At 32.1% G+C, this 23,674-nt stretch carries 9 protein-coding genes; all 9 read left to right on the top strand.

Features of this window, described 5'->3' with window-relative positions:
- Positions 1-6 precede the first annotated feature (6 nt).
- The 9 genes from LUU93_RS03670 (at position 7) to LUU93_RS03630 (ending at position 23,672) form a co-directional block, all read left to right on the top strand.
- Positions 7-1,626: a cyclic peptide export ABC transporter gene (locus tag LUU93_RS03670; RefSeq protein WP_232678409.1), complete on the top strand. Its 1,620-nt coding sequence runs from the start codon at positions 7-9 to the stop codon at positions 1,624-1,626.
- Positions 1,614-6,065, top strand: coding sequence for a non-ribosomal peptide synthetase (locus LUU93_RS03665; protein WP_232678407.1), 4,452 nt, complete (start codon positions 1,614-1,616; stop codon positions 6,063-6,065). The genes LUU93_RS03670 and LUU93_RS03665 overlap by 13 nt, the downstream gene beginning before the upstream one ends.
- Before the next feature lie 17 nt (positions 6,066-6,082).
- A complete protein-coding gene (locus LUU93_RS03660; protein ID WP_232678405.1) occupies positions 6,083-8,470 on the top strand; it encodes an outer membrane beta-barrel family protein in 2,388 nt (795 codons plus the stop codon).
- Positions 8,471-8,476: 6 nt separating this feature from the next.
- Complete coding sequence (locus LUU93_RS03655; protein WP_232678403.1) at positions 8,477-9,430, top strand: aminoglycoside 6-adenylyltransferase; 954 nt, start codon at positions 8,477-8,479, stop codon at positions 9,428-9,430.
- Positions 9,417-10,085, top strand: a complete 669-nt coding sequence (locus tag LUU93_RS03650; RefSeq protein ID WP_232678401.1) for a 4'-phosphopantetheinyl transferase family protein — start codon at positions 9,417-9,419, stop codon at positions 10,083-10,085. Before LUU93_RS03655 ends, LUU93_RS03650 begins: the two co-directional genes overlap by 14 nt.
- 262 nt (positions 10,086-10,347) lie before the next feature.
- A complete protein-coding gene (locus tag LUU93_RS03645) occupies positions 10,348-12,213 on the top strand; it encodes a class II aldolase/adducin family protein (RefSeq protein ID WP_232678399.1) in 1,866 nt (621 codons plus the stop codon).
- Entirely contained in the window at positions 12,210-16,607 is a 4,398-nt protein-coding gene (locus tag LUU93_RS03640; protein WP_232678396.1) for a condensation domain-containing protein, read from the top strand. The genes LUU93_RS03645 and LUU93_RS03640 overlap by 4 nt, the downstream gene beginning before the upstream one ends.
- A gap of 14 nt (positions 16,608-16,621) precedes the next feature.
- A complete protein-coding gene (locus tag LUU93_RS03635) occupies positions 16,622-19,315 on the top strand; it encodes an AMP-binding protein (RefSeq protein ID WP_232678394.1) in 2,694 nt (897 codons plus the stop codon).
- Between the two features lies 1 nt (position 19,316).
- Positions 19,317-23,672, top strand: coding sequence for a type I polyketide synthase (locus tag LUU93_RS03630; protein ID WP_232678392.1), 4,356 nt, complete (start codon positions 19,317-19,319; stop codon positions 23,670-23,672).
- Positions 23,673-23,674 lie beyond the last annotated feature (2 nt).

Below are 23,674 nucleotides of genomic sequence, written 5' to 3'. Positions count from 1 at the left end.
TCCTAAATGATTAAAATAAATCTAAATAAAATTTTGCTGTTGATATTCTATTCGTTAGTAAATACCTTATTAACGCTTGGAATTATATATATACTAAATGTCGCAATAACAGATGAAAATTTTAAGTCTAAGAATTATCTAAGAATTACCTTCTTTTCCTTTATTGTTTATTCTTACCTGTTAAACCTGTTTTTCCAAAAAAAAATAATCGACTACACCTACAATTTTGTGTATGATAATGAATTGATCCTAGCTAAAAAGCTTCAAAGTTCTTCCTTAAAGCAATTGGAAACCTTAGGAACTGAAAGAATATATGGAATTATTGAAGAAATGAGGGTCTTTATATTTCTGCCCGGAATAATGACAAACACGCTCAATTCTTTATTAATGATCTTATTATGTATTGGTTATTTATTTATACTATCCTATAAAAGTACATTAGTGATTGTTGCTCTGATCGCTATTATAGCCTACGTATACTTTCTTGTTGGCAAAAAATTAGCAAAAAAACTGAGTATTTTAAGAAGTGAGAATGATTTTTTTAATAAATACATTCATGATATTATTCAGGGATTCAAGGAATTAAAGATAAGTGAAACAAGAAAAAATAACTTATATAATAGTGTATCTGCTAATAGAACCGGTGCCAAAGATTTAGATAAATTTTTAGCTAATAATTTTAATGCTATCAATATATTAAGTCAATACGGACTTTATATAGTTTTTGGTGTCATCCTTTTTTTGCTTCCTGCTTTTGGCATAATTCAGTCGAAAGAAATGGTCTCTTTTGTAACAGTACTGCTATTTATGTCAGGGCCTTTAAATAAGTTAATTACAATGCAAAACATGTACACAAGGACAAGAATTGCAATAAAAAGAGTAAAATCTTTTTTTAAAGAAATTAACACAAATGAAATTGAAGAACAAAAGGGGCAGATGCAAGTTATTGATTTTGAAAATTTACAATTTAAAGACTGTAAATTCGAGCATAATTCTTCTTTCGGATTAGGACCAATAAATCTTTCTATAAACAAAGGTGAAACCATCTTTATAATTGGAGGAAATGGAAGCGGTAAAAGTACTTTTATAAATCTGTTAACCGGATTGTACAGCCCTTCATCAGGTGAAATTTTATTAAATAAAATTCCTGTTCAATCCAACACGCCTAATTACCAGAATTTATTATCTGTAATATTTACGGATAACTATATTTTCTCTCAGAATTATGACAATTATTCCCTCAAAAACAATAAGGAATATATCTCTTTATTAGAATTAATGGAGCTGGACAAAGTTCTTACCGACGATGAAGAATCATCTGCAAGAAGAAAATTTTCCAAAGGTCAGAGTAAAAGAATGTCTATGATATTTGCGATGCTTGAAAAAAGTCCGATACTAATTTTAGACGAATGGGCAGCAGATCAAGACCCTTATTTCAGAAAATATTTTTACGAAAAATTAATCCCAATGTTCAAACAGCAAGGTAAAACAATTATTGCCGTTACTCATGATGACGCTTATTTCAAACATGCAGACCGGATTTTAAAATTTGAATACGGAAAAATAATAAAAGATATAAGAATAGAAAAAAATGAATTTAGTCAAGCTATTTTATGGAACAATTAATCAATAATTTCTCCCTCACGCTCCCACAGCAAGATATTTATTTTGAACAGATCCTATACCCAAACGATGCTATATATAATATTGGGGCTAAAATTGAAATTAGGGGAAATATCAATGTAGATGCTTTTAAAGACGCTTATATTCATTTAATAAACCAACACGATGCGTACCGAATTATTATAGATTCAAACAACGGCATCCCTTATTTTTACATACTTGATGTTCATGACTCTGATTTAGAGTGTGTTGACTATTCTAACGAATCTGATGCTGAGAGAATTTCTTTGGAATTTATGCGTAATAATTTTCAGATGCCATTTGATTTGAATAAAAAAGTACTACTGCATAAATTTATTTTAATTAAAGTACACGACGATTTATTTTATTTATTCTCTAAATACCATCATATTATTACAGATGGCTGGGGTACATCTTTAATGTTTCAGCGTTTGGTTCAAAATTATAATGAAATAGTTGAGCACGGAAAAATACAATCTGATTATCCTTTTACTTACGTTGATTTTGTTCATGATGATATTAATTATCAGGATTCGAATACTTTTTTGGAAGACAAAAAATTTTGGACAAAAGAATTTTCAAATTTACCGGATGCACTAATTCCTTTAATTTCTGAAAAAAAGAATGAAAGTAAAAGGAAAGAAATATACATTAAGAGAGCAATGTACAATCAAATCAACGAGCTGGCCGGTAAGCATAATGCCTCTGCTTTTCATATCATTTTAGGAGTATTATATATATACTTCGGCAGATATTATAGATCTGATGATTTATCTATAGGTATCCCGGTATTAAATAGAGGAAAATCAAGTTTTAAAAAAACGGTGGGCTTATTTATGGGCATTGCGCCTTTGCGCCTGGCATTAGATTTTGACAATTCTTTTCAGGAATTAATTTTACAAATTAAAAATAAACTACGTCAGGAATACAGACATCAAAGATTTCCTTTAGGTAAACTCATTCAGGCATTAAATATTTTTGAAGAGACAGACCGACTGTTTAGTATTACATTGTCTTATGAAAAACAAAATTATTCCAATAATTTTTATGGAACAAAAACAACCGTTATTCCTTTAAGCCATGAATCTGAAAGAGTACCATTAGCTGTCTATATAAGAGAATTTGATGAGGAAGAAGATGTAAAAATTGACTTTGATTATAATGAAAGTTATTTTACGGGTTATAGTATAGATGAATTTGCCATTCATTTTGAAAATATACTGCATGAGGTATTACTTGATTCATCTCAAAAAATAAAAGATATAAATTACCTTTCTGTACAGGAAAGGGCAAAAATTATAAAAGAATTTAATAACACTACTGTTTCATACCCTTCTGAGACCTTTGTTGATGTTTTCCTGAAAAATGTAAAATTATTTCAAGATAAAATAGCCGTTAGTGATGGTGACCAAGAATTAAGTTATTCTCAATTAGATTTTGAATCCAATAAAGTAGCTACTTATATTCTTCAAAATATCAATTCGCAGAAAAAAAGGCCAATAGCAGTTTTATTAAACAGATCGGCCAATTTAGTATGTGTATTGTTGGGGGTCATTAAATCCGGCAGGCCTTACATTCCTCTTGATCCTAATTTTCCTAAGGATAGATTAGAATATATTATAGAAAACAGCAAATGCGAAAGCATTATTATAAGTGAAGATCTTTCAGTTAGTTTTGATTTTAAAAATACGAAAGAATTTATATTAGAAGATATAAAAGATTTTCGAGCTGAAGATTATATCACGGCATTACCGGCTTTTAACGATACAGCCTATATAATTTATACATCTGGTTCGACTGGAAATCCTAAAGGGGTTGAAATTGGGCACCAATCCTTAATTAATTTTTTATGGAGCATGCAAAAGGAGCCGGGTATCACTTCTGATGATATTTTTTATGCAGTGACTACGTATTCATTTGATATTTCAATTCTTGAGTTATTTCTGCCTATCATTTCAGGTTCGGTTTTACGTGTTGTTAAGAGCGATGTACTTTCTGATTTAACAAAAGTTATTTCAGATATAGAGCATACAAAACCAACTATTGTACAGGCAACTCCAAGTTTTTTTCAAATGTTGTTTCATGCCGGCTGGAATGGAAATAAATCCTTAAAAATACTTTGCGGAGGAGATTTACTAAGTGAAACATTAGCAGGGAAACTTATTAGTACTTGCAAAGAAGTTTGGAATATGTATGGTCCAACGGAAACAACAATCTGGTCGAGTACTAAAAAAATAGTACAGCCTCGTGATGCCAAAAACATTGGAAAACCAATAGATAATACCTCATTCTATATTTTAGATCAATGGCGTAATACCGTTTCGATTGGCGCAATTGGCGATATTTATATCGGCGGTGATGGTCACGCCAAAGGTTATTATCTGAATGCTGAATTAACAAATGAAAGATTTCCTTATATAGCTGATTATAAAGAAAGATTATACAACACCGGAGATTTAGGTAAATGGAATGATAAAGGTGAAATCGAATTTTTAGGAAGAAATGATTTTCAGGTTAAAATAAGAGGCTATCGAATTGAATTAGGTGAGATTGAAGAAAAATTAGTCAAAATACCGAATATTGATCAAGCGATTGTAATTGCTAAAAAAATAAATGACGAGGCTTTTTTGGCTGCTTTTGTAAAAACGAATGATCTGTTTCAGGAAGATTTGGTTACTCAAATTCTACAAAAAGAATTGCCGGAGTACATGGTACCAAAAATCATTGTAAGATTAGAAAAATTTCCATTAACGCCTAACAATAAAATAGATAGAAAAGCACTGGCAAACCAAAATATAACCTATCGTCTGGATGAGGCAGCGTTGCCGCAAACTAAAACAGAGGAAAAGCTGCTTGCATTATGGCTACAAAATCTGCCGGTAAATCAGGTAAGTATCACGGATAATTTTTTTAAATTAGGAGGACATTCTTTAAATGCAGTTCGAATAATATATGAGATCAATAAGTTATTTGGCTGCAGCTTGTCTCAAAAAGATATTTTTGTTAATCCGACTATTAAATCCATAGGAGCATTAATCGATAATATTATATCTAAGGGAACTACCTTTTATCCAATTTCAACTGCTCCTGAGAAAGAATTCTATGATCTTACCCATGCACAAAAAAATATATGGATAGCATCTCAGCGAACTGAAGCATCGATAGCATACAATATGAATGCTATTTATGAAATTCAGGGAAATCTCAATATCTCTATACTAAACCAGGCATTATTGCAGGTTATCGATAAACAGGAGAGTTTAAGAACTAACTTTTTTTCATTAGCAGGAATTCCAAAACAAAAGATTAAACCTGTCGGTGAAGTGAATTTTGAATTGAAAACTATCGAGGTAGAAAGTGAACAATTTGATGCTTTCTCAACTTCAATTTTGTACAAAGAATTTGAATTGGAGAAAGACTTATTACTAAGATTATACCATGTTGTGGTTGATGAATTTACACAGTACTTGTTATTTTCAACACACCACATTATTATGGATGGATGGTCTGTTGAAATATTTATAAAAGAACTAATGGTTATTTACAACCAGTTGTCTGAAGGAAAAGAATATGAAATCAATCCATTACCATTTCAGTTCAAAGATTATTCAGAATGGATAAATAACCAGCCTTTGGATGAAAATGCAAATGCGTATTGGACTAAAGAATTGAAAGGATATCAAATAAAAGACTCATTTTTTAAAGACTTAAAGCATGATGAAGTTTCATTTAATGGCAATGAGGTTAATTTTATAATTGATGCCAATGAAAAAACAGAGCTGGTAAAATTAGCCTACACTTTTAATTTATCGGTATACTCCATATTAATTTCATTAGTGGGGTCTTTTATACATAAGTATTCCAATCATAAAGATATTTGTATTGGCACGGTAAATTCTGGACGAAATTCGACTGAATTATTTCCATGCATTGGAATGTTTGTTAATACAGTACCGTTGCGATTTATGATAAAGAAAGAAGATACTTTTAAAGAAGTTTTCAATACTATAAATCAAAAAATTATTAATTCATTTCAATTTTCAGGTTTTCCCTTTACAACATTACAAAACAGGAATTCACCATTGTTTGATGTAATGATTGCATATCAAAACCCAGATTTTTCATTAACTGATATTTCGGGATTTAATGCGGTTGAAATAAAGCCGTTTCAATATAAACACAAAGTAAGCAGATTTCCTTTAACATTTAATTTTTATCATGATGATGATAAATTATGCTGTGCCTTAGAGTACAATTCAGATTATTATTCACTCCATAATATTACAATCATTATTGAAAAATTTAAAAAAATAATACAGGAAATCATAAAAAATCCTGACGATAAATTGGCAGATTATGACATTTTATTGCAAACAGAAAAAGAACTTAAGCAAAACATCGAAATCAATTTTAACTTTTAAATCAGAATATCAAACATATGAAAAGTATACTATCAGTTATTTTTTTATTTATTATTTCTACAAGTTGTATCGCACAATATAATGTATCTGGTAGTATAAAAGATAATAAAGAAAATGCTGTGTCATTAGCAAAAATTGAAATTATTGCAGTAAATGATACCGTAAAAATTCGGCCTGTTCAATCAGGAATTGATGGCGCATTTAGTATTAAAAACATAAAAAATGGCAATTATATTTTAATCGTTTCTGCTTTCTCTTTTCAGGAATATAAAACAGATATCGTTATAGAAAATAAAGACCTGAACATTAGCCCAATTGTATTGGTAACAGACAATGTTTTGAAGGAAGTGGTGATATCAACAAAAAAACAACAAATGGTTCAAAAGACGGATCGTTTGGTTGTTAACGTTGAGGGTACTCCGATAGGAATTTCAGGAAGTGCTTTAGAAGTATTGCAAAGAATGCCTGGAGTGGATATTGGCTCAAACGGTAGTGCAATAACGCTTAATGGTAAAACAGAAGTTGGTATAATGATCAATGACAAGCTGGTAAGAGTTCCTATTGCATCTCTTTTGCAAATGTTAAGCAGTACTAATGCTAAAGATATTGACAAAATTGAATTAATATCAAATCCACCATCTAAATATGATGCAGAATTCACAGGTGGATTAATAAATATAAAACAGATTAAAAAAAATACTGAAGGAACAAATGGCGGTGTTCTTTTAGGTGTGGGGTATGGAAAAAAAGATAAGGAAAAAGCAGGAATTAACTGGAATACCAGAAAAAAGGATATTAATTTTTTTGGAGATTTAAATTTTGACAGAAATAACAATCCTCGACAATTTACGAATTCTTCGACCATACTATCAGATAATAATACTTATTATAATAAAACGATTAGTGACAGATATCCGGTAATAAACGGTTATTCCGGAAGGCTGGGTCTGGATTATTATATTGATGATAAGACCACACTTGGATTACTTGTTAATGGCAATACAAGTAGATTTAAACAAGAAGTATTTGGTAATACGGCACTAAGTGAATCAACGGGTAATAATTCGTCAATCGTTTTATTTAATGATGAAGACAGCCAGAGAGATTTATTTAGTACAAATATTAATTTCAATAAGAAAATCGATGATTCACAAACTTTAAACCTTGATGTTGATTATTTGAACTATTATAACGGAGCTCCCAATAACTATCAAAATACTTATTTTGATGCCTCCGGAAATGAGTATAAAAATGAAATTTTTTCGGCAACAAAAAAGACTCCTGTAAATGTTTGGGTTGGTAAAGTAGATTATTCAAAAGAAATAAACAAAAATGTAAAATTTGATTTAGGATCAAAATATACCAATTCAAATCTTGAAAATACAGTTTTGGTGCAGGATTTAATAAATGATGAATATATAAAGAATGAAGAATTTAGCGAAAAATCAGATTTAGTTGAAAATATAGCAGCGGTTTATTCCTCTATGGATTGGAAAGCAAATGATAAGACTGATATTAAACTTGGTTTGCGTTACGAATATTCGACTCAGGATTTAAACTTATTAACGAAAGGAAATGTTCTTGATTCTAAATTAAGTGAACTTTTTCCATCCTTCTTTTTGTCCAGAAAATTAAATAAGAACAATACTCTGCAATTTTCCTATGGAAGAAGAATTTCAAGACCTACTTATTTTGATTTAGCTCCTTTTGTTTTATTTCTGGATCCAAATACCTATTATTTTGGGAACATTGAGCTTAAACCATCTATCAGTAACGCACTTTCAACAAATTACCAGTATAAAAAATATATAGTATCGCTGGAGTACACAATTGAAAAAAACGCGATTGCCAGATCACAAGCCACATTTCCTGATAACACAGCCCAGCAAGTTTTAACGTCCTTAAATATAGATTATCTAAAGGTTTTAAATTTTTCTCTGTCTTTACCATTTAAGATTTCAAATTGGTGGGATATGCAAAATAACCTGCAATTATCCTATTTAGATCAAAAAATGGATGATAAAAAAGAGGATGATACATTTTATGTTTTAAGAACTTCTCAAAACTTCACATTGCCCAAAGACTTTTCTATTCAGGTATTTGCTTCCTATAATTCAAAAAGAATATCAGGAGTAAGCCGTATAGATGATTTTCAGAGAGTAAATTTAAGTATAGATAAAAAAATTCCAAAATGGGACAGCAGGGTTCAATTGAGTTTTAGCGATATTTTTGGACGTGATTATAGTTTTGAGTCTACAGATAATTTGAACAGTTCTTATGTTCTTTACAGTTATGAGCCGCGAATTATAAGACTGACGTTTACTTATAATTTTGGAAACAATAAGTTGAAAAAACAAAGAAAAAGAGAAATTGGTTCTGATGAAATTAAAGAACGAATAGACTAAATTATTATGAATACATCAGAAAGGGTACATACTATAAATAAAGGCATTGAATTACTATTGTCTGTCAATCAGGACATTATTTCGTTGGTGTCAATAGGGAGTTTTTCTCAAGATTCTATAGATCAATTTTCTGACATAGATTTATACTTGTTTACTAATAATCCTATAAAATATTTAGACAATGAGAATCACTCATGGATTAATCCCTTAGGAAAAATAATATCAAGAAGGGTATATAAAGACTTTAAAGAAGGGGTCGATAAAAACAAAGTGATTTTAAAAGATGGTTTAATGTATGATTTAACAATTATTGATATAAAGAAAATCAAGTTGATCAGGTATTACTTAAAACTAAATGATATTGGTTTAAAATGGTTATTGCCAAAATTTTTACAAAATAGTGCTGAAGGAAATATTTTAAAATTCTATGAGACTATAAAAAGAGGTTATAAAATTCATGTAGATAAAATTAATCTGAAAAGCATTTTGGAAAGAAATATTGCTTTTTCGGATAGTATTTCTTTGGATAAAAAATTGGACAAAAAAATATTTTTTCAGCATTATAATTTTTTTTGGCAATCCTGTTACACCGCATCAATTAAGCTGATAAGAAGAGATTTTTATTTTACAATTCTCACTTATGATCATTACATGAAAAAGGAGTTAATAAGAATGATAGAATGGGATGCAGCACTTAAAAAAAAATCAACAGATGTTTTTTATGATAGTTTGAAAATATATGACTGGAGCGGAGAAGAAACTTATGAAGACTTAAATGGAACGTTATTGTCTGGCACTATATATAACATGCAAAATTCGCTAATTAAAACAACTGAATTATATCAGAAATTTTCAAGCAGTGTCTCTAAAGAATATAAATTTTCGCTAAACAAAGAATTTGAAAACTTCGTAATTGATTTTATTAAAAATGTGGCAATACCAGAATATGAAAAGCAGTAATCATCTTCCTGTCCAAATTAAGTACCTATTTATATCTGAAGAATTTCATGTTAAATATTATGAGTCTTATTTGTCAAAGCTGCCCTTAAGAATGAGAGAAAAAATAATGAAATTTAAAAGATGGCAGGATGCACAGGCTTCATTGTTAGGTAATTATTTGATATTGAATAATGTTCTCAATGGAGATATCTGCAAATTAACAGATATTCAATATAACAAATATGGCAAACCTTTTATTTTGGGTTTTCCGCATTTTAATATATCCCATTCAGGTAATATAGTTGTATTTGTTTCTTCAGAACATAAAATAGGAATTGATGTTGAATTAGTCAAAGATATTGATGTTGATGATTTTAAATTACAAATGACAAATTCTGAATGGAACAAGATTCAGTTTTCTCTTAATAAAACAGCTGCTTTTTACGAGTATTGGACTCAAAAAGAAGCAGTTATTAAAGCGAATGGTAAGGGATTAAATATCCCTTTGAAATCTTTTGAGATTAATAGCGGGCTTACCTTAATTGAAGAAGAAAAATTTTATGTAAAAAAAGTACCCATAGATCAAAATTATATGTGTCACCTGGCAATAAAAAGTATTTTTCAAAGTGATATTTTTTTTGACATAGAAATGATTCGATATCCACAATGCGGGTAAGATATACAAAAAAAATAAATTTTAAAAAGCTATTGTTAAAGATCTAAAAACAGACAGGTATTTACTCTTGCTTTAGATAAAATAGCGGCTATTGTTACAAAATTTCATCAATGGAAAAACTTGATCATGAAAGGAAAATGTTATTAATAGAACAAGCCCGCTTTTTTTAGTATGATCCACAAGGTATATGCTGAAAAAATAATAAATAAAAAAAGCATTTGATAATTTCTAAAATAGTATAAACAAATAAATCATACACAACATGGAAAATAGTTTTAACAGTCTTATAAAGATCCAGCCTAAGGAAATCGGTGATAAATATCCTAAAAATATAAAGTTTGAAATAGTTGGAAATGAATATACAAAAATAGCCATTATAACCTCGGTTGAAGATAATGAACTAGAAAGCTGGCTGGAAAAAAACAATGATTTTGTAAATGAAATATATGAAAAAAACAGAATCATTTTATTCAGAAAATTTAAAAGTTTTGTTTCTAAAACAGAATTTTCTTCAGTTGTAGACAGCCTGTCTTCGGGTGGAGCTTTAGAGTATGCAGAACCTTCGTCTCCAAGAACGAGGCTGGAAGATAAAATATATACCTCTACAGAATACCCTAAAGAGCAGTTTATTCCTCAGCATAATGAGCATTCGTATTCGAAATCCTGGCCCAAAAAGCTGTTTTTTTATTGTGAGCGTCCCTCTGAGATCGGTGGTTGTACGCCTATCTGTAATAGTTCGGCTGTGTATAATAAAATCCCGTCTGATACTACCAAAAGATTTGAAGATAAAGGCGGCATAATGTACGTTCGAAATTTTAGCGAGGAAATGGATATTCCGTGGCAGACTTTTTTCGGAACATCAGACATAAACGAAGTACAGAAATACTGTAAGGACCATCATATGAATCTTACTCAGATTGATGATACCAGACTTAGAATTGATTACGTTACACAGGCAACACTTCTTGATAAAGCCACCAATAAAAAAATATGGTTCAATCAGGCGCATCTTTTTCACTATAGTAATCTAGATCGTGATGTATACAGCTATTTGATAGATGCTTACGGAATTGACAATCTTCCGCGTAATAGCTATTATGGAGATGGTACAGCCATATCTATCGATGATCTAGAAGTAGTAAGACAGGCATACGAAGATGTAGCTTTCAGGTTTAATTGGGAAAAGGGAGATCTTTTGATGATGGATAATATTAACTTCACCCATGGTCGTGATTCTTATGACGGAGCAAGACAGCTCTTTGTATCTATGTCTGAAGAAGATAATATTAATAACTACGTAAAAGCGTCAGCCACAAAAAAAGTAACTGAAGCCAGAAAAAATACAGCTTCTTTCTTTATTACCAACGAATCTAAGTACGGAGATAGTAAAGCAATGTTAAAATATAAACTTGCTTTATCCTGCAGAATGCTGAGAAGTCTTCATCTTGATGAAGGAAGTATCAGTGGGCATATCAGTATGAAAGTACCCAATGAGAAAAACCTGTTTTGGGTAAATCCTTTCGGTATACTATTCGATGAAATAACACCGGACAATCTGATATTGGTAAATAACGAAGGCGAAGTTATTGAAGGGGAATATCCTATTAATGTAGCAGGATTCTGCATACACTCAGAAATACATAATACCAGCAGAGAAGCCAACTGTATCGTGCATACACATTCTCCGTGGGGAACACTTTTTTCATCGCTGGAAAAACCTGAAATCCTAATGCTTGACCAAAACAGCTGTATGTTTTATGATAATTATGTTTTGTATAATGAATTCGATGGTCCTGTTAATACAACAGATCGTGCTGTTAAATTAGCTGAAAAGCTGAGAGATAAAAACGTTGCCATTTTAGCTAACCATGGAGCAATTGCTTGTGGAGAAAGTATTGAAACGGCTATGATGTATATGATCAGTCTGGAACGTACGCTCAGACTAAATGTACTGGCAAGACAAATGAACGAAAAAGTAAATCTTATAGACTCTCAAACAGCACAAAATTCTAAAGAATGGATCAGCAACCCTATGGGCTTTAAAATTGAATTTGATGCTTTGGCGAGAAGAATCGAAAGAGAACACGCGGATATCAAAAACTACTATCCAATTTCTTTAAGCATATGATAAAAAGATATAATTTGTCACCCCAGCAAAACCTCACATATCTGGCGGCGAGTAAAGGTGACTTGTATAATGTAATGGCTTTTTCTCTGGAGAATATTCAGGGACAAAAGTTCTGTGATGATATAAATGAAGTTCTGAAAGATGAATTATCTCTTTACATGACTATTACTTCTCCGGGAAAAGAAGCCTTTTTAACTATTGAGGAGGAAAGAAATTTTGATGTGAAACTTGTACACAAACAAGTGCTGGAAAATACAGATAATGCAGTATCCCAAGAATACAATCTGAGTATAACCATCGTTCAGGATAACGAAAATGCTGTGTCAATAACGTTCAGATACGGACTTTACTTTTTTGACAGCTGGAGTATAATAACGCTCTACCACCGTATTTTAGAAAAATACCGCAAAGGTACTTATGATAAAGCTGATATCAGTTACCTGCAATATTCTGCATGGAGAGAACATATTATTACTGAAGAAGGTAATCAAGAAAATTCGGAATTCTGGAAAGATATAATGAAAAATTTTCAGCCTTTCAGAACAAATATGGAATTGAATGTTGTTGAAACCGGAAAAAGGAAAACACAGCTTTATAAACTGAGCGACAAGTTTGTTCAGTTACTGCAAAACGCCCCGATTGATAAAGAAATACTGCTATTATCAGGTTGGTACTATACGCTTTGCCAGATATCTGCAGATAAAAATACAGCATATGGTGCAGGATATGTAAGCCATGGAAGAAGCTTTGAGCAGCTTTACAAAAATATTGGACTTTATGCCAACATTTTACCTTTTAATGCAGAAGCCGCAAAAGGTTTTTCAGGAATAGAAGAATACTGTGGCAGCATAGGCAAACTGGTGATATTACTAAACAGCCGCAAAGAATATATTCCGAATAATCAGGAATATGTAGATTTTATAAAATCAAACTTCAGGTATATTTTTGAATTTATTGATCTGAGTAAAATTACCGAAGATAAAACTCCTTTGAGTGAAATTAGAGATCACCAAAATGGATATTCAGATTTTATCGCCCAGATATATTCTGCAAAAGAAGAAACCACTGTTGCGCTGCATCATAAAGATAACATCAAAAGTGAAGATATCACGTACTTTATAAAGCTGTGGGAGCACAACAGTATGCAGCTGATAGAAAAATATTCTGAAAATACAGCTGCTATCGAGCCTTACAAAACTGGTGTTCAGAAACCGTTGAAGGCAGAAAATAACATAACCGCAGAATCGGTTTTGGAAAGATATTCAGAAATCGTGAAGCAGTTTGCAGAAAATATTGCTATAGAAGATGAAAATGGAGCCTATAGGTATAAACAAATAGATGAGAAATCAAACGAGCTGGCAGCATTAATTCGGGATAAAATAGTAGATGTTTCATCGCCAACAATAGGTGTAATGTGCGATTGGGATCATAACGTGATTGTTGCTTTTTTGGCCGTATTAAAAATTAATGGGAGCATAGTTCCTATAGATCCTAATGATTCTCAACAAAGAATCACGCATATACTTAACAATTCGAATGCGCAGCTTTTAATCACAGGAAGTAACTATCAGAAAGAGGAATTTGAACCAAAACTCTTTATTGATACACTAAATTTTACAGAAGGTACATCCACGGGCAGTAATTCTATTCGTACGCCGGACAGTACTTGTTATATTATATATACGTCAGGAACAACCGGAGCTCCTAAGGGAGTTTGTATTCAGGATAAATCTTTGATAAATTATGTCGACTTCCTTAACAGATTACTCGATATAAACCATAGCGAGACCTCCATACTTCTTTCTTCTTATGCCTTTGATTTAGGATATACAAGTTTGTGGGGTACTTTACTTTCAGGAGGGAAATTACAGATGGTAAAAAAAGAGATTCTGTATGATGTAGATGAGGTAATCAGTACGATTGCAGATAAAAAAGTAACGTATATAAAAACGACTCCGTCTTATTTTAATGCCATATTAAATGCAAAAAACTTTAATAAAATTGAAGGATCGGATCTTAAAAAAGTCATTCTGGGAGGAGAAAAAATAAAGACAGGAGATTTAGCAGACTTTAAAAAATCTTTAGGGACAATAGAAGTTATCAATCATTATGGTCCTACTGAAACTACTATAGGGACTGTTTTTAAAAAAATAAAGGATATAGAGCAATACATTCAAAGGCCAGTAATAGGATCTCCGATCCCCAATAATTTTGCTGTTATTCTGGATGACAGAAAGAAAGAAGTTTCAAAATATGAGACAGGAAACATCTTTATTGGAGGTGTAGGACTTGCAAAAGGATATTTGGATATTGAAGAGCTTAATTCAGAAAAATTCATTGTTCATCCCGATTACGGAAGAATATATGCGACAGGTGATATTGGTTTTTTTACGCTGGAAAACGAAATCATGTTCCTTGGAAGAGGAGACAGTCAGGTAAAAATAAGAGGTTACAGAGTTGAGCCGGATGAAGTGAAAAACATTATCAGATTTTTTTCGAGAGTTACAGATTCTGCGGTATTGGCTGTAGAAAACAACGGAGATACAGGACTTTGCGCTTTTGTAACCGGGATCACCAAAGAAAGTTCTTCAGATTTGGAAGAATACCTTAAAAATTCTCTTCCTGAATATATGGTTCCGGCTGAAATTTTATATGTGGATAAAATTCCGTTAACAACAAATAATAAAGTGGATCAGCAGGCTCTTAAAGATTTATATGAAGAATATAAATCTAATAAATCGATTTATAATTTTTCTAAAGAGAATGAGATTTTTATAACCTCAGATTTGCAGAAACATTTATTAAGGATATGGAAAGAAACCTTACTGACAGATGAGATAACTAGAACCAGCAACTTCTTTTCTTTGGGCGGACATAGCTTAAAGGGAATACAGATGCTCAACAAAATATACAAAGAGTTCAATGTAAAAATAACTTTGGCTGATATTTATAAATACCCGGATTTTGAAAACTTTTCACGGTTTTTTCTAGAAAAAGTAAATGATAGCACAGAATTTCTTTACACGAAGATTTCTCCCGTTGCGGCTCAGTCAAGATATGAAGTTTCAAATTCTCAGAAACGTATGTGGCTGTCGACCATTAAAAAAGAAAGCGCAGCCTTGTTTAATGTTCCTATGCATTATTCAATCAATGGTTTTTTGGATATTGAGGCAATTAAGGCTTCTTTTGTGGCACTTATACAAAAACATGAAACCCTTAGAACGATATTCAAATATGAAGATGGAGATATTTATCAGTATATCTTACCAATAGAGAATATTGATCTGGAAATTCCTGTTATAGTCATACAGGATACATCGTCAATGATTGAATTTTTACGTCAGGAAAGATACAAACCTTTTGATCTCTCAAAGGAATTACCTATTAGGTTAAACCTAATAAAAAAAGGAGAAACAGAATATACCCTTGCAACAACCCTTCATCATATTATTTCCGATGGTTGGTCGCGCGAGATTTTATATAAAGAAATCAAAGAAAACTATAACATTTACCTTAAAGATAAGCGTATCAATGTTGAGTCTTTGGCAATACAATATAAAGATTATGTAAACTGGCACAAAGGCAAATATAAGATGCATGAAAATTTCTGGGAAAACTTCTTTGCCGAAGATATTCCTTCCTTGGATTTTCCGATAGATTATGTGCGTCCGGCTATGATCTCTTATAATGGAACCGCCATAAGCACAAAGATAAAAGAAAACTTTAACGGATTGAAGCAAAGCCTTAATGAACAGTCTCTTTCTCTGAACAATTATCTTGTTGGGATATATGGACTGTTAATACATGCTTATAGTAATCAAAATAAATTCTATATCGGAACAATTTCTTCCGGAAGAACCCACGTAGATATAGAACCCATTATAGGATCCTTTATAAATTATCTGCCTTTAAAAATCAGGGTTTCATCAGGAATGAACTTTCAGGAATTCCTTGAAGAAAACACAAAAGGATTTGTGCAGGTGTATGAAAATGAAGATTATCCTTTTGATTTGATGGTAGAAAAGTACTTACCGAACAATGATGCATCGAGAAATCCTTTTTTTGATACAACAATCATTCTTCATAATGAAGAAGAAGTATCCCGTACAATACTGTTTGATGACGGTGTACAGATAGAAGAATTTGTACATGAAGAAGAAATAGGCACACACTCCAAAATAGAATTCAAAATAGATATTACGGTAAAAAAAGAAGAACTCGTAATTCGATTGGAATATAATACAGACATTTTTTCTGAAAGTAAAATGGCAAAATTACTGCATTTATATATCTATCTGATCGAAAAAATGGCGAGTAATTCAGTAGATACTTTAGATGAGGTTCTTGAGGTACTAAGAATTGAGATGAATCAGGATCAGGAATTTTTAATATAATTTACAAAATAAATATGGAAATCATACCTATTTTAAAGACGCTTGATGCAAAAGGAATAAGACTGGAAATTGAAAACACACAGATCAGGCTTAAAGGGAATGTATTTCAACTTTCTGTAGAGGAAAAAACGTTTTTGAAGGAGAATAAAGAAAAAATAATAGCGTATTTAATCAGGAAAGATACATTTTATTTCTTCAGGGATGTGCTTTACTTTGGACACGAAGAACTGGATACCCTTGATCTTAATGATTTGAAGAATAGCAGAGACACTCAGCATACCGTTTCTACGGTAATAAGCAGAAATATTTCAGGTACTAAATATAATCAAGTAAAAAAGTTTATTGTAGAACATGATATTATCTCGCAGGCTTTGTTTCTGGGAATTTACAGAATATTATTATATCGATATACAGGACAGAAAAACGCCATTCTCAGTACCAATTTTTTAAGTAAAGATGAAGACAGAACACTGTTTATAAAGAATAAAATCGAAGACAAAGACACGATAGAAAATCATATTCGAAAAGAAGCTGAGGCAATTCAAGCTGCATCAGAAGAAGATCAATGGAAAGATTTACGGGAAGATGAGGAGAAAAATAAACTGCTGAAAGAAATGGTAAAAACAGGAATGTTTTTTTCATTCAATTCTAAAGAAGAAATATGCAGTAAGAGATTTCAAGAAAGAGGCAGTTCATATATTGACATTCTGATTCAGGATGATCGAGAGCAGTTTAATATCAGTATTGATTTTCATCCTTCTTATAAACACGAACAAGTTGAGCGTTTACTGGAACATCTGATAAATATAATTAATGATTTATCAAAAAATCTCCATACTATTCTTCATGAGATCAATTATATATCTGAAAGCGAAAACCAGATTGTTGAATATCTGTTTCATAGAGAATTACAAGTATTTGAAACCGAAAGTCTTATTGCAAAATTTGAAGATTCTTTTGATAAATTTTTCACAAAAACAGCGATTGATTTTGAAGGAAAATCATTGTCTTATGGAGACGTAAAATATCTGTCAGATAAAGTTTCACATTACATCAGCAGTTATACAAAAAACGAAAAAAGTTATATTGGTATCTGCATCAATAAATCAGAATATTTTATTCCCGTACTGCTTGGAGTTATAAAATCAGGAAATGCGTATGTTGTAATTGACCCTTTTATTCCTGAAGAAAGGAAAAAATCATTGCTCGAAGATATTAACTGTAAATTGATCTTTGATGAAGCACGGCTTAAGGAGTTTTTAGATAAGATAGAACAAATTGTTTGCGTAGAGCAGAATCAGAATATTAGTGAAGAAGATCCTGTTTATTTGATGTGTACCTCGGGATCTACCGGAAAACCTAAAGTGGCTATTAATACACACAAAGGGTTTCTTAACCTGCTGGAATGGTATAAAAATGATATAGGAATTAACGAAGATGATAAAGTAGGTATTATAAGTAATATTAGTTTTGACCTTACTCAAAAAAACTATTTTGCACCGCTTTTAGCCGGGGCTACAATTTATTTGGAAAATACTGGATTGTATGATATTCCTTCCTTCATCCACAAAAATAAAATAACGGTAGCAAATGCAGCTCCGGCCATATTTAGCTCTTTTACTGATGCAGAGTATAAAGTTTTAAACTCGCTGCGTAAAGTAATATTTGGAGGAGAAAAAATAGATCCGGTAATCATTAAAAACCTGAGGAATCTAGTAAGTGATATCAAAATATATAACTCTTATGGACCAAGTGAAGCAAGTGATGTCTCTTCATTTTATGAAATAAATGAAGAAAGCGGGAACATTTTCCCTATAGGAAAAGCTATTCCAAAGGTAAAAATGTACATCATGGACCATAATTATAATGTTCTTCCTTTAGGGATTAAAGGAGAAATTGTTGTAGGAGGAATAGGTGTAGGTCTGGGATATGTAAATAATCCTAAGGAAACTGATATTCGTTTTTATGAGCATCCTAAATACGGTAGGTTATACAGAACCGGAGATTTGGGAAGACTGCAGGAAGATTATAATATTGAATTTTTAGGAAGGAATGATTTTCAGGTAAAGCTGCGAGGAAACAGAGTAGAACTGCAGGAAATAGAATCAGCAGCAAGTAACTATTCGAGCCATATAAGAACCGTTTTGGCCAATATTGTTTCTTATAATTCTGAGCAATATATAGCAGTTTATTATAGCGCGGAAATGCCAATTAACAATGCAGAGCTGAAAAAATATTTAATGAAATATTTGCCAGATTACATGGTCCCAACTTATTACATTTCATTAAACGAATTTCCGCTGACTCCAAACGGGAAAATTGATAGAAAAACTTTGCCGGAAGTATCATTTAAAGATACCATACAGACAGAATATATTGAGGCAAAAGGTGATTTTGAAATTAAAATCCGCAGAATTTGGGCAAATCTTCTGAATCTTGAAGAATCCCAGATAAGTACAAATGCCAATTTTTTTGAAATAGGAGGTACCTCATTAAAGCTTTTACAGTTGGTAAAAGAAATTAACCAGTTGCCAGAAATAAAAAAAGAAGTAACTCCTGTTAATATTTTCGAGTTTCCTCAGATTTCAAAACTGGTAATTTATCTTAAAGGTGAAACAGCCACTTCTGACTACAACAAAAGTATTGAAGAGTCTTTGAGTACCATAGATGAGACTCTTAGCATATTAAATAATTTTTCAACAGAATAACATGAACGAATATACAGGTTTAGAAATCGCAGTGGTAGGGATATCATGCAAAGTACCCACTGCAGAGAATCATAATATTTTCTGGGATCAGCTTAAAAAAGGATTTGAACCTATTGATGAACTTACTATTGATGAAATAGTTGCTTCGGGTGTACCAAGAGAGATGGCTGAGAATAAAGATTACGTTCGCAAAAGCAGACGGTTAAAAAGCAAAAAAAATTTCGACTATTCTTTCTTTGGATATAATAAGAATGAAGCCCAACTGCTTTCCCCGCAAACCAGAATGCTGCATCAGTCTATATGGGAAGCAGTGGAAGATTCGGGAAGTGATATTAAAAAATTAGAAAGCAGCAGTTTATTTGTAAGTATTATAGAAGACTTTACATGGCAGATGCATGTAAGATCGCTAAGAGATAAATTACCCATAGATTTTTATTCCTTTAATTTTTTATCGGCCCATCATTTTACTCCGGCACTTTTATCTTATAAATTTGGATTTACAGGATTACCGCTGCCTATTATGAGTGCATGCTCAAGTTCATTGGTTGCGATTCATGAAGGGTGCAAAAGTCTTTTATTGGGAGAATCCAAATATTCCATAATAGCGGGAGTCAATTTTTTTAACAGTAAAGAAAAAGGCTATATCTACAAAGAAGGAGTAGAATCTAAAGATGGGCACTGCAGGGCTTTTGATGCAGATTCATCGGGGACATCCTGGGGAGAAGGCATAGGAGTTGTAGTGCTGAAAAAATTAAAAGATGCTATAAGAGATAAAGATCATATTTACAGTGTTATAAAAGGGAGCGCATGTAATAATGATTCCAACAGGAGAATAGGATATGCCGCACCAAGTGTAATCGGGCAGAAAGAATGTATTGAAAAAGCACTGAAATTCAGCAGGGTTTTACCAGAAACTATATCTTATGTAGAAACTCACGGTACAGGAACATCTTTGGGAGATCCTATTGAGGTGGAAGCCCTTACGCAGGCCTATGGATTGGGAAGAGAAAATAAAATTCCTATTGGCTCTCTGAAAAGTAATATCGGACATACGAGTTATGCAGCAGGGATATTAAGTTTTATAAAAGCGGTATTATGCCTCGAAAATAAGCAGATTCCTCCAAGTATTAACTATGAATCTCCAAATCCTAACATCAATTTTGAACAAAGCCCTTTTTATGTAAATAACAAGATTATAGACATAGAGAAAAAGAATTCACCTTTAAGGGTAGCTGTAACTTCATTGGGAATAGGAGGTACCAATGCTCATATTATTCTGGAACAGGCTCCGCTTGTAGAAAAAAACAGGATAGAAAACAACTTTCCTGACATTTTTTTAATTTCCGCAAAATCTGAAAAAGCACTTAGAAAAATAGCTTTAAATGTTTCAGAATTTATAGAAAATGAAGAAGTAAATATTCATGATCTGGCATATACGTATCGAAAATCAAGATCGAATTTTGATATCAGAAAAAGTTTTATATTCGAATCTAGACAAGATCTGATTTCAAAGTTGAGAGGTTTTTATAAAGAAAATTCTCGTGTACAGGCAATATCCCCGAATAATAAACCTTTGGTTTTCACATTCTCTGGCCAAGGTTCAAGTTATATTAAGATGGGCGTACAGATGTATCGTGATTCTGAGGTGTTCAGAAATACTATGGACCTGTGTTTTTCTGCATTGGAAAAGCTTTCAGATATAGATTACAGAAAAATATTTCTGGATGGAGAAGAAATAGATCAAAGAAAAATAGATCATACAAACCCTATAATTTTTGCTTTCCAGTATTCGTACGCACAATTATTAATAGAAATAGGGTTGAAGCCGTCATACATGATAGGTCATAGTCTCGGAGAGTATGTGTGTGCATGTTTAAGCGGGGTTATTTCTTTTGAAGAAGCACTAAACATTATACATAAGAGAGCAAAATTACTTGCTGGTTTACCAGAAGGCAGAATGATAAGCATCCGTATTCCGTTATCACACCTTCAAGATATGCTCAAAGAAAGTGATAATACATTTATATCTGCATACAATTCGCAGGATAGCTATACTGTTTCAGGACTCAAACACGATATGATTCAGTTTGAAGAAAAATTAAAAGAACAGGATATATATTTTACTGAACTACAAGCTGACGGACCTTACCATACGCCTTTTACAGGAATTATAAAAAATGAATTTAAGTCGTTTCTGGATGGTTACACATTCAAAGCCCCACAAATTCCTTTTACTTCCTGTGCTAAAGGAAATACTGTAAATGAGAATTCCGCCATAGCATCAGAATATTGGCTTAATCATATGGAAATGCCAGTTTTGTTTGATCAATGTATCAGTACGATTCTTCCGGACAAAGATAATCTTACCATTGTAAACATTGGTCCCGGAACTACAGTATCCAAAATATTGAAAAATGTAGATGTCAGTATTCAGACTTACGATGTCTATAATAAAGAAGAATCCGAATACAATCAGATGCTTAACGTTATCGTATCATTGTCAGAGAAAGGATATGAGATAAATTGGAAAAAAATCTTCCCGGAGGCCAATATCATATCGGCACCGGTATATCCTTTTGAAAAAGTTGAGTTTATAGATGAAATTATAACAAACCCTGTCTTTCAGAAAGAGGAAGTTCGTGAACTTGAAAAAGAATATTATACTTACCGCGAAAAATGGGAAGTTCAGGCAATAGATATTTTAGAAAATAAAGCCAATATAGAAGAAGAGCAGATTATTGTGATCTCTAATGACAACAATATATATGAGAAGCTTTCCTTCTTTGGTAAAAAGGCCATTTACATTTGTAATCAGGATAAAAATAGCTGCTCTGCTGAATTATCTGAGAATATTTTACGTACTGATTTTTCAGACGAGAAAGAGACCTCTGCGTTGTTCTCTAATTTAAAGCAAAAAAGTATTGTACCAAGAATGGTATATTTTGTATGGTTTGGAGATAAGGAAACTGAGGAAGGACTTTTGTACGGATATCGTTCGATTTATCATTTCGTAAGAGGATTTGACAGCGTATTCTTTGGTAAAGATCTGAATATCAATTTAATTGGAGATTCATTCTTTAAGGTTAAACCAAATGAAAAAACAAGCGCAATAAAAGCAACCGCATATAATGCCTTGAAAATGGTGAATGTGGAATTTGAAAACATCACGACTACCTGCGTCGATGTATCAAAGTTTGACTGCTTTTCTCAGGATATATTGTCTCACATTAAAAAGAACGGTAAAGCACATTTTGAATATGCTGTTAGGGAAAAAATGCTCCTCATCAAAAAATTTGAAGAAATTGAATTACCATCAAAACCTTATGAGGTTTCCATGCCAAATACCTATTTGATAACAGGTGGTTTGAGAGGACTTGGTTTTGAAACAGCCAAATATATTGCAGAAAATGCACAGGCTAATCTGATAATTATAGGAAGAGGCGAGGAAAATCCTGAAAATAGAAAAATACTCGAAGACTATGGAGCCAAAGTAAAGTACCTACAGGGAGACCTTTCAGATTATGAACTGCTTAAAGGTAAAATAGAAACTGCACAACAGGAAATAGGGATTATCACCGGAGTGATACATGCCGCGGGAGTAGGAGACTATAACGGAATCATTTTAAGAAGAGGAACAGATGATTCTTCAGTATTTAATCCTAAAATATATGGTACTAAAAATTTAGTGGAGATATTAAAGAATAATTCTCTGCAGTTTTTTTTAGGATATTCGTCACGTGCCGTATCAAAACCATTTATAGGTCAGCTGGGATATATTGCAGCAAATTCATATCTGGATAATTGCATAGCAAATAATAAGGGAGTAACGGTACACTGGCCTATTGTAGCAGGAGTAGGAATGATCAACGAAGCATTAAAGAACGTGCCGGAATACAGACATAAATCTATTTTAAGCAGATCAATTACCGTTTCTCAAATGCTTGAAATTCTCTTTAAGTCCATAGCATCGGGAGAACATCTTGTAGTTGCTTCCAGAAGCAGAATGGATGTAGAGACCGGATATCTGGAAGTTATAGAAGAAGAAGATCTCGACCATGTTACTTTTTCTAAAGAAAGGGTATTTACAAATAAAGAATACGTAGCTCCTGAAACTGAAACAGAAATCAAGCTGGTAAATATCATCAAAGAAGTACTGTGTCTGGATGAGGTAGGAATAAAAGACAATATGTTTGAACTGGGAGGAGACTCTCTGAAAGCAATGGTAATTCTGAATAAAATAAAAGCAGAATTCAGTTTAGAATACAGTCTTAAAAATCTTATGGATGCGATAGACCTGCACCAAATTTCACAAGAGATACAAACAATAACTGATAACAAAATAACGCTAACATTTTAACT

This window comes from Flavobacterium soyae, from assembly GCF_021245985.1.
Lineage (GTDB): Bacteria > Bacteroidota > Bacteroidia > Flavobacteriales > Flavobacteriaceae > Flavobacterium > Flavobacterium soyae.
This window is presented reverse-complemented; position numbering and strand designations above follow the sequence as displayed.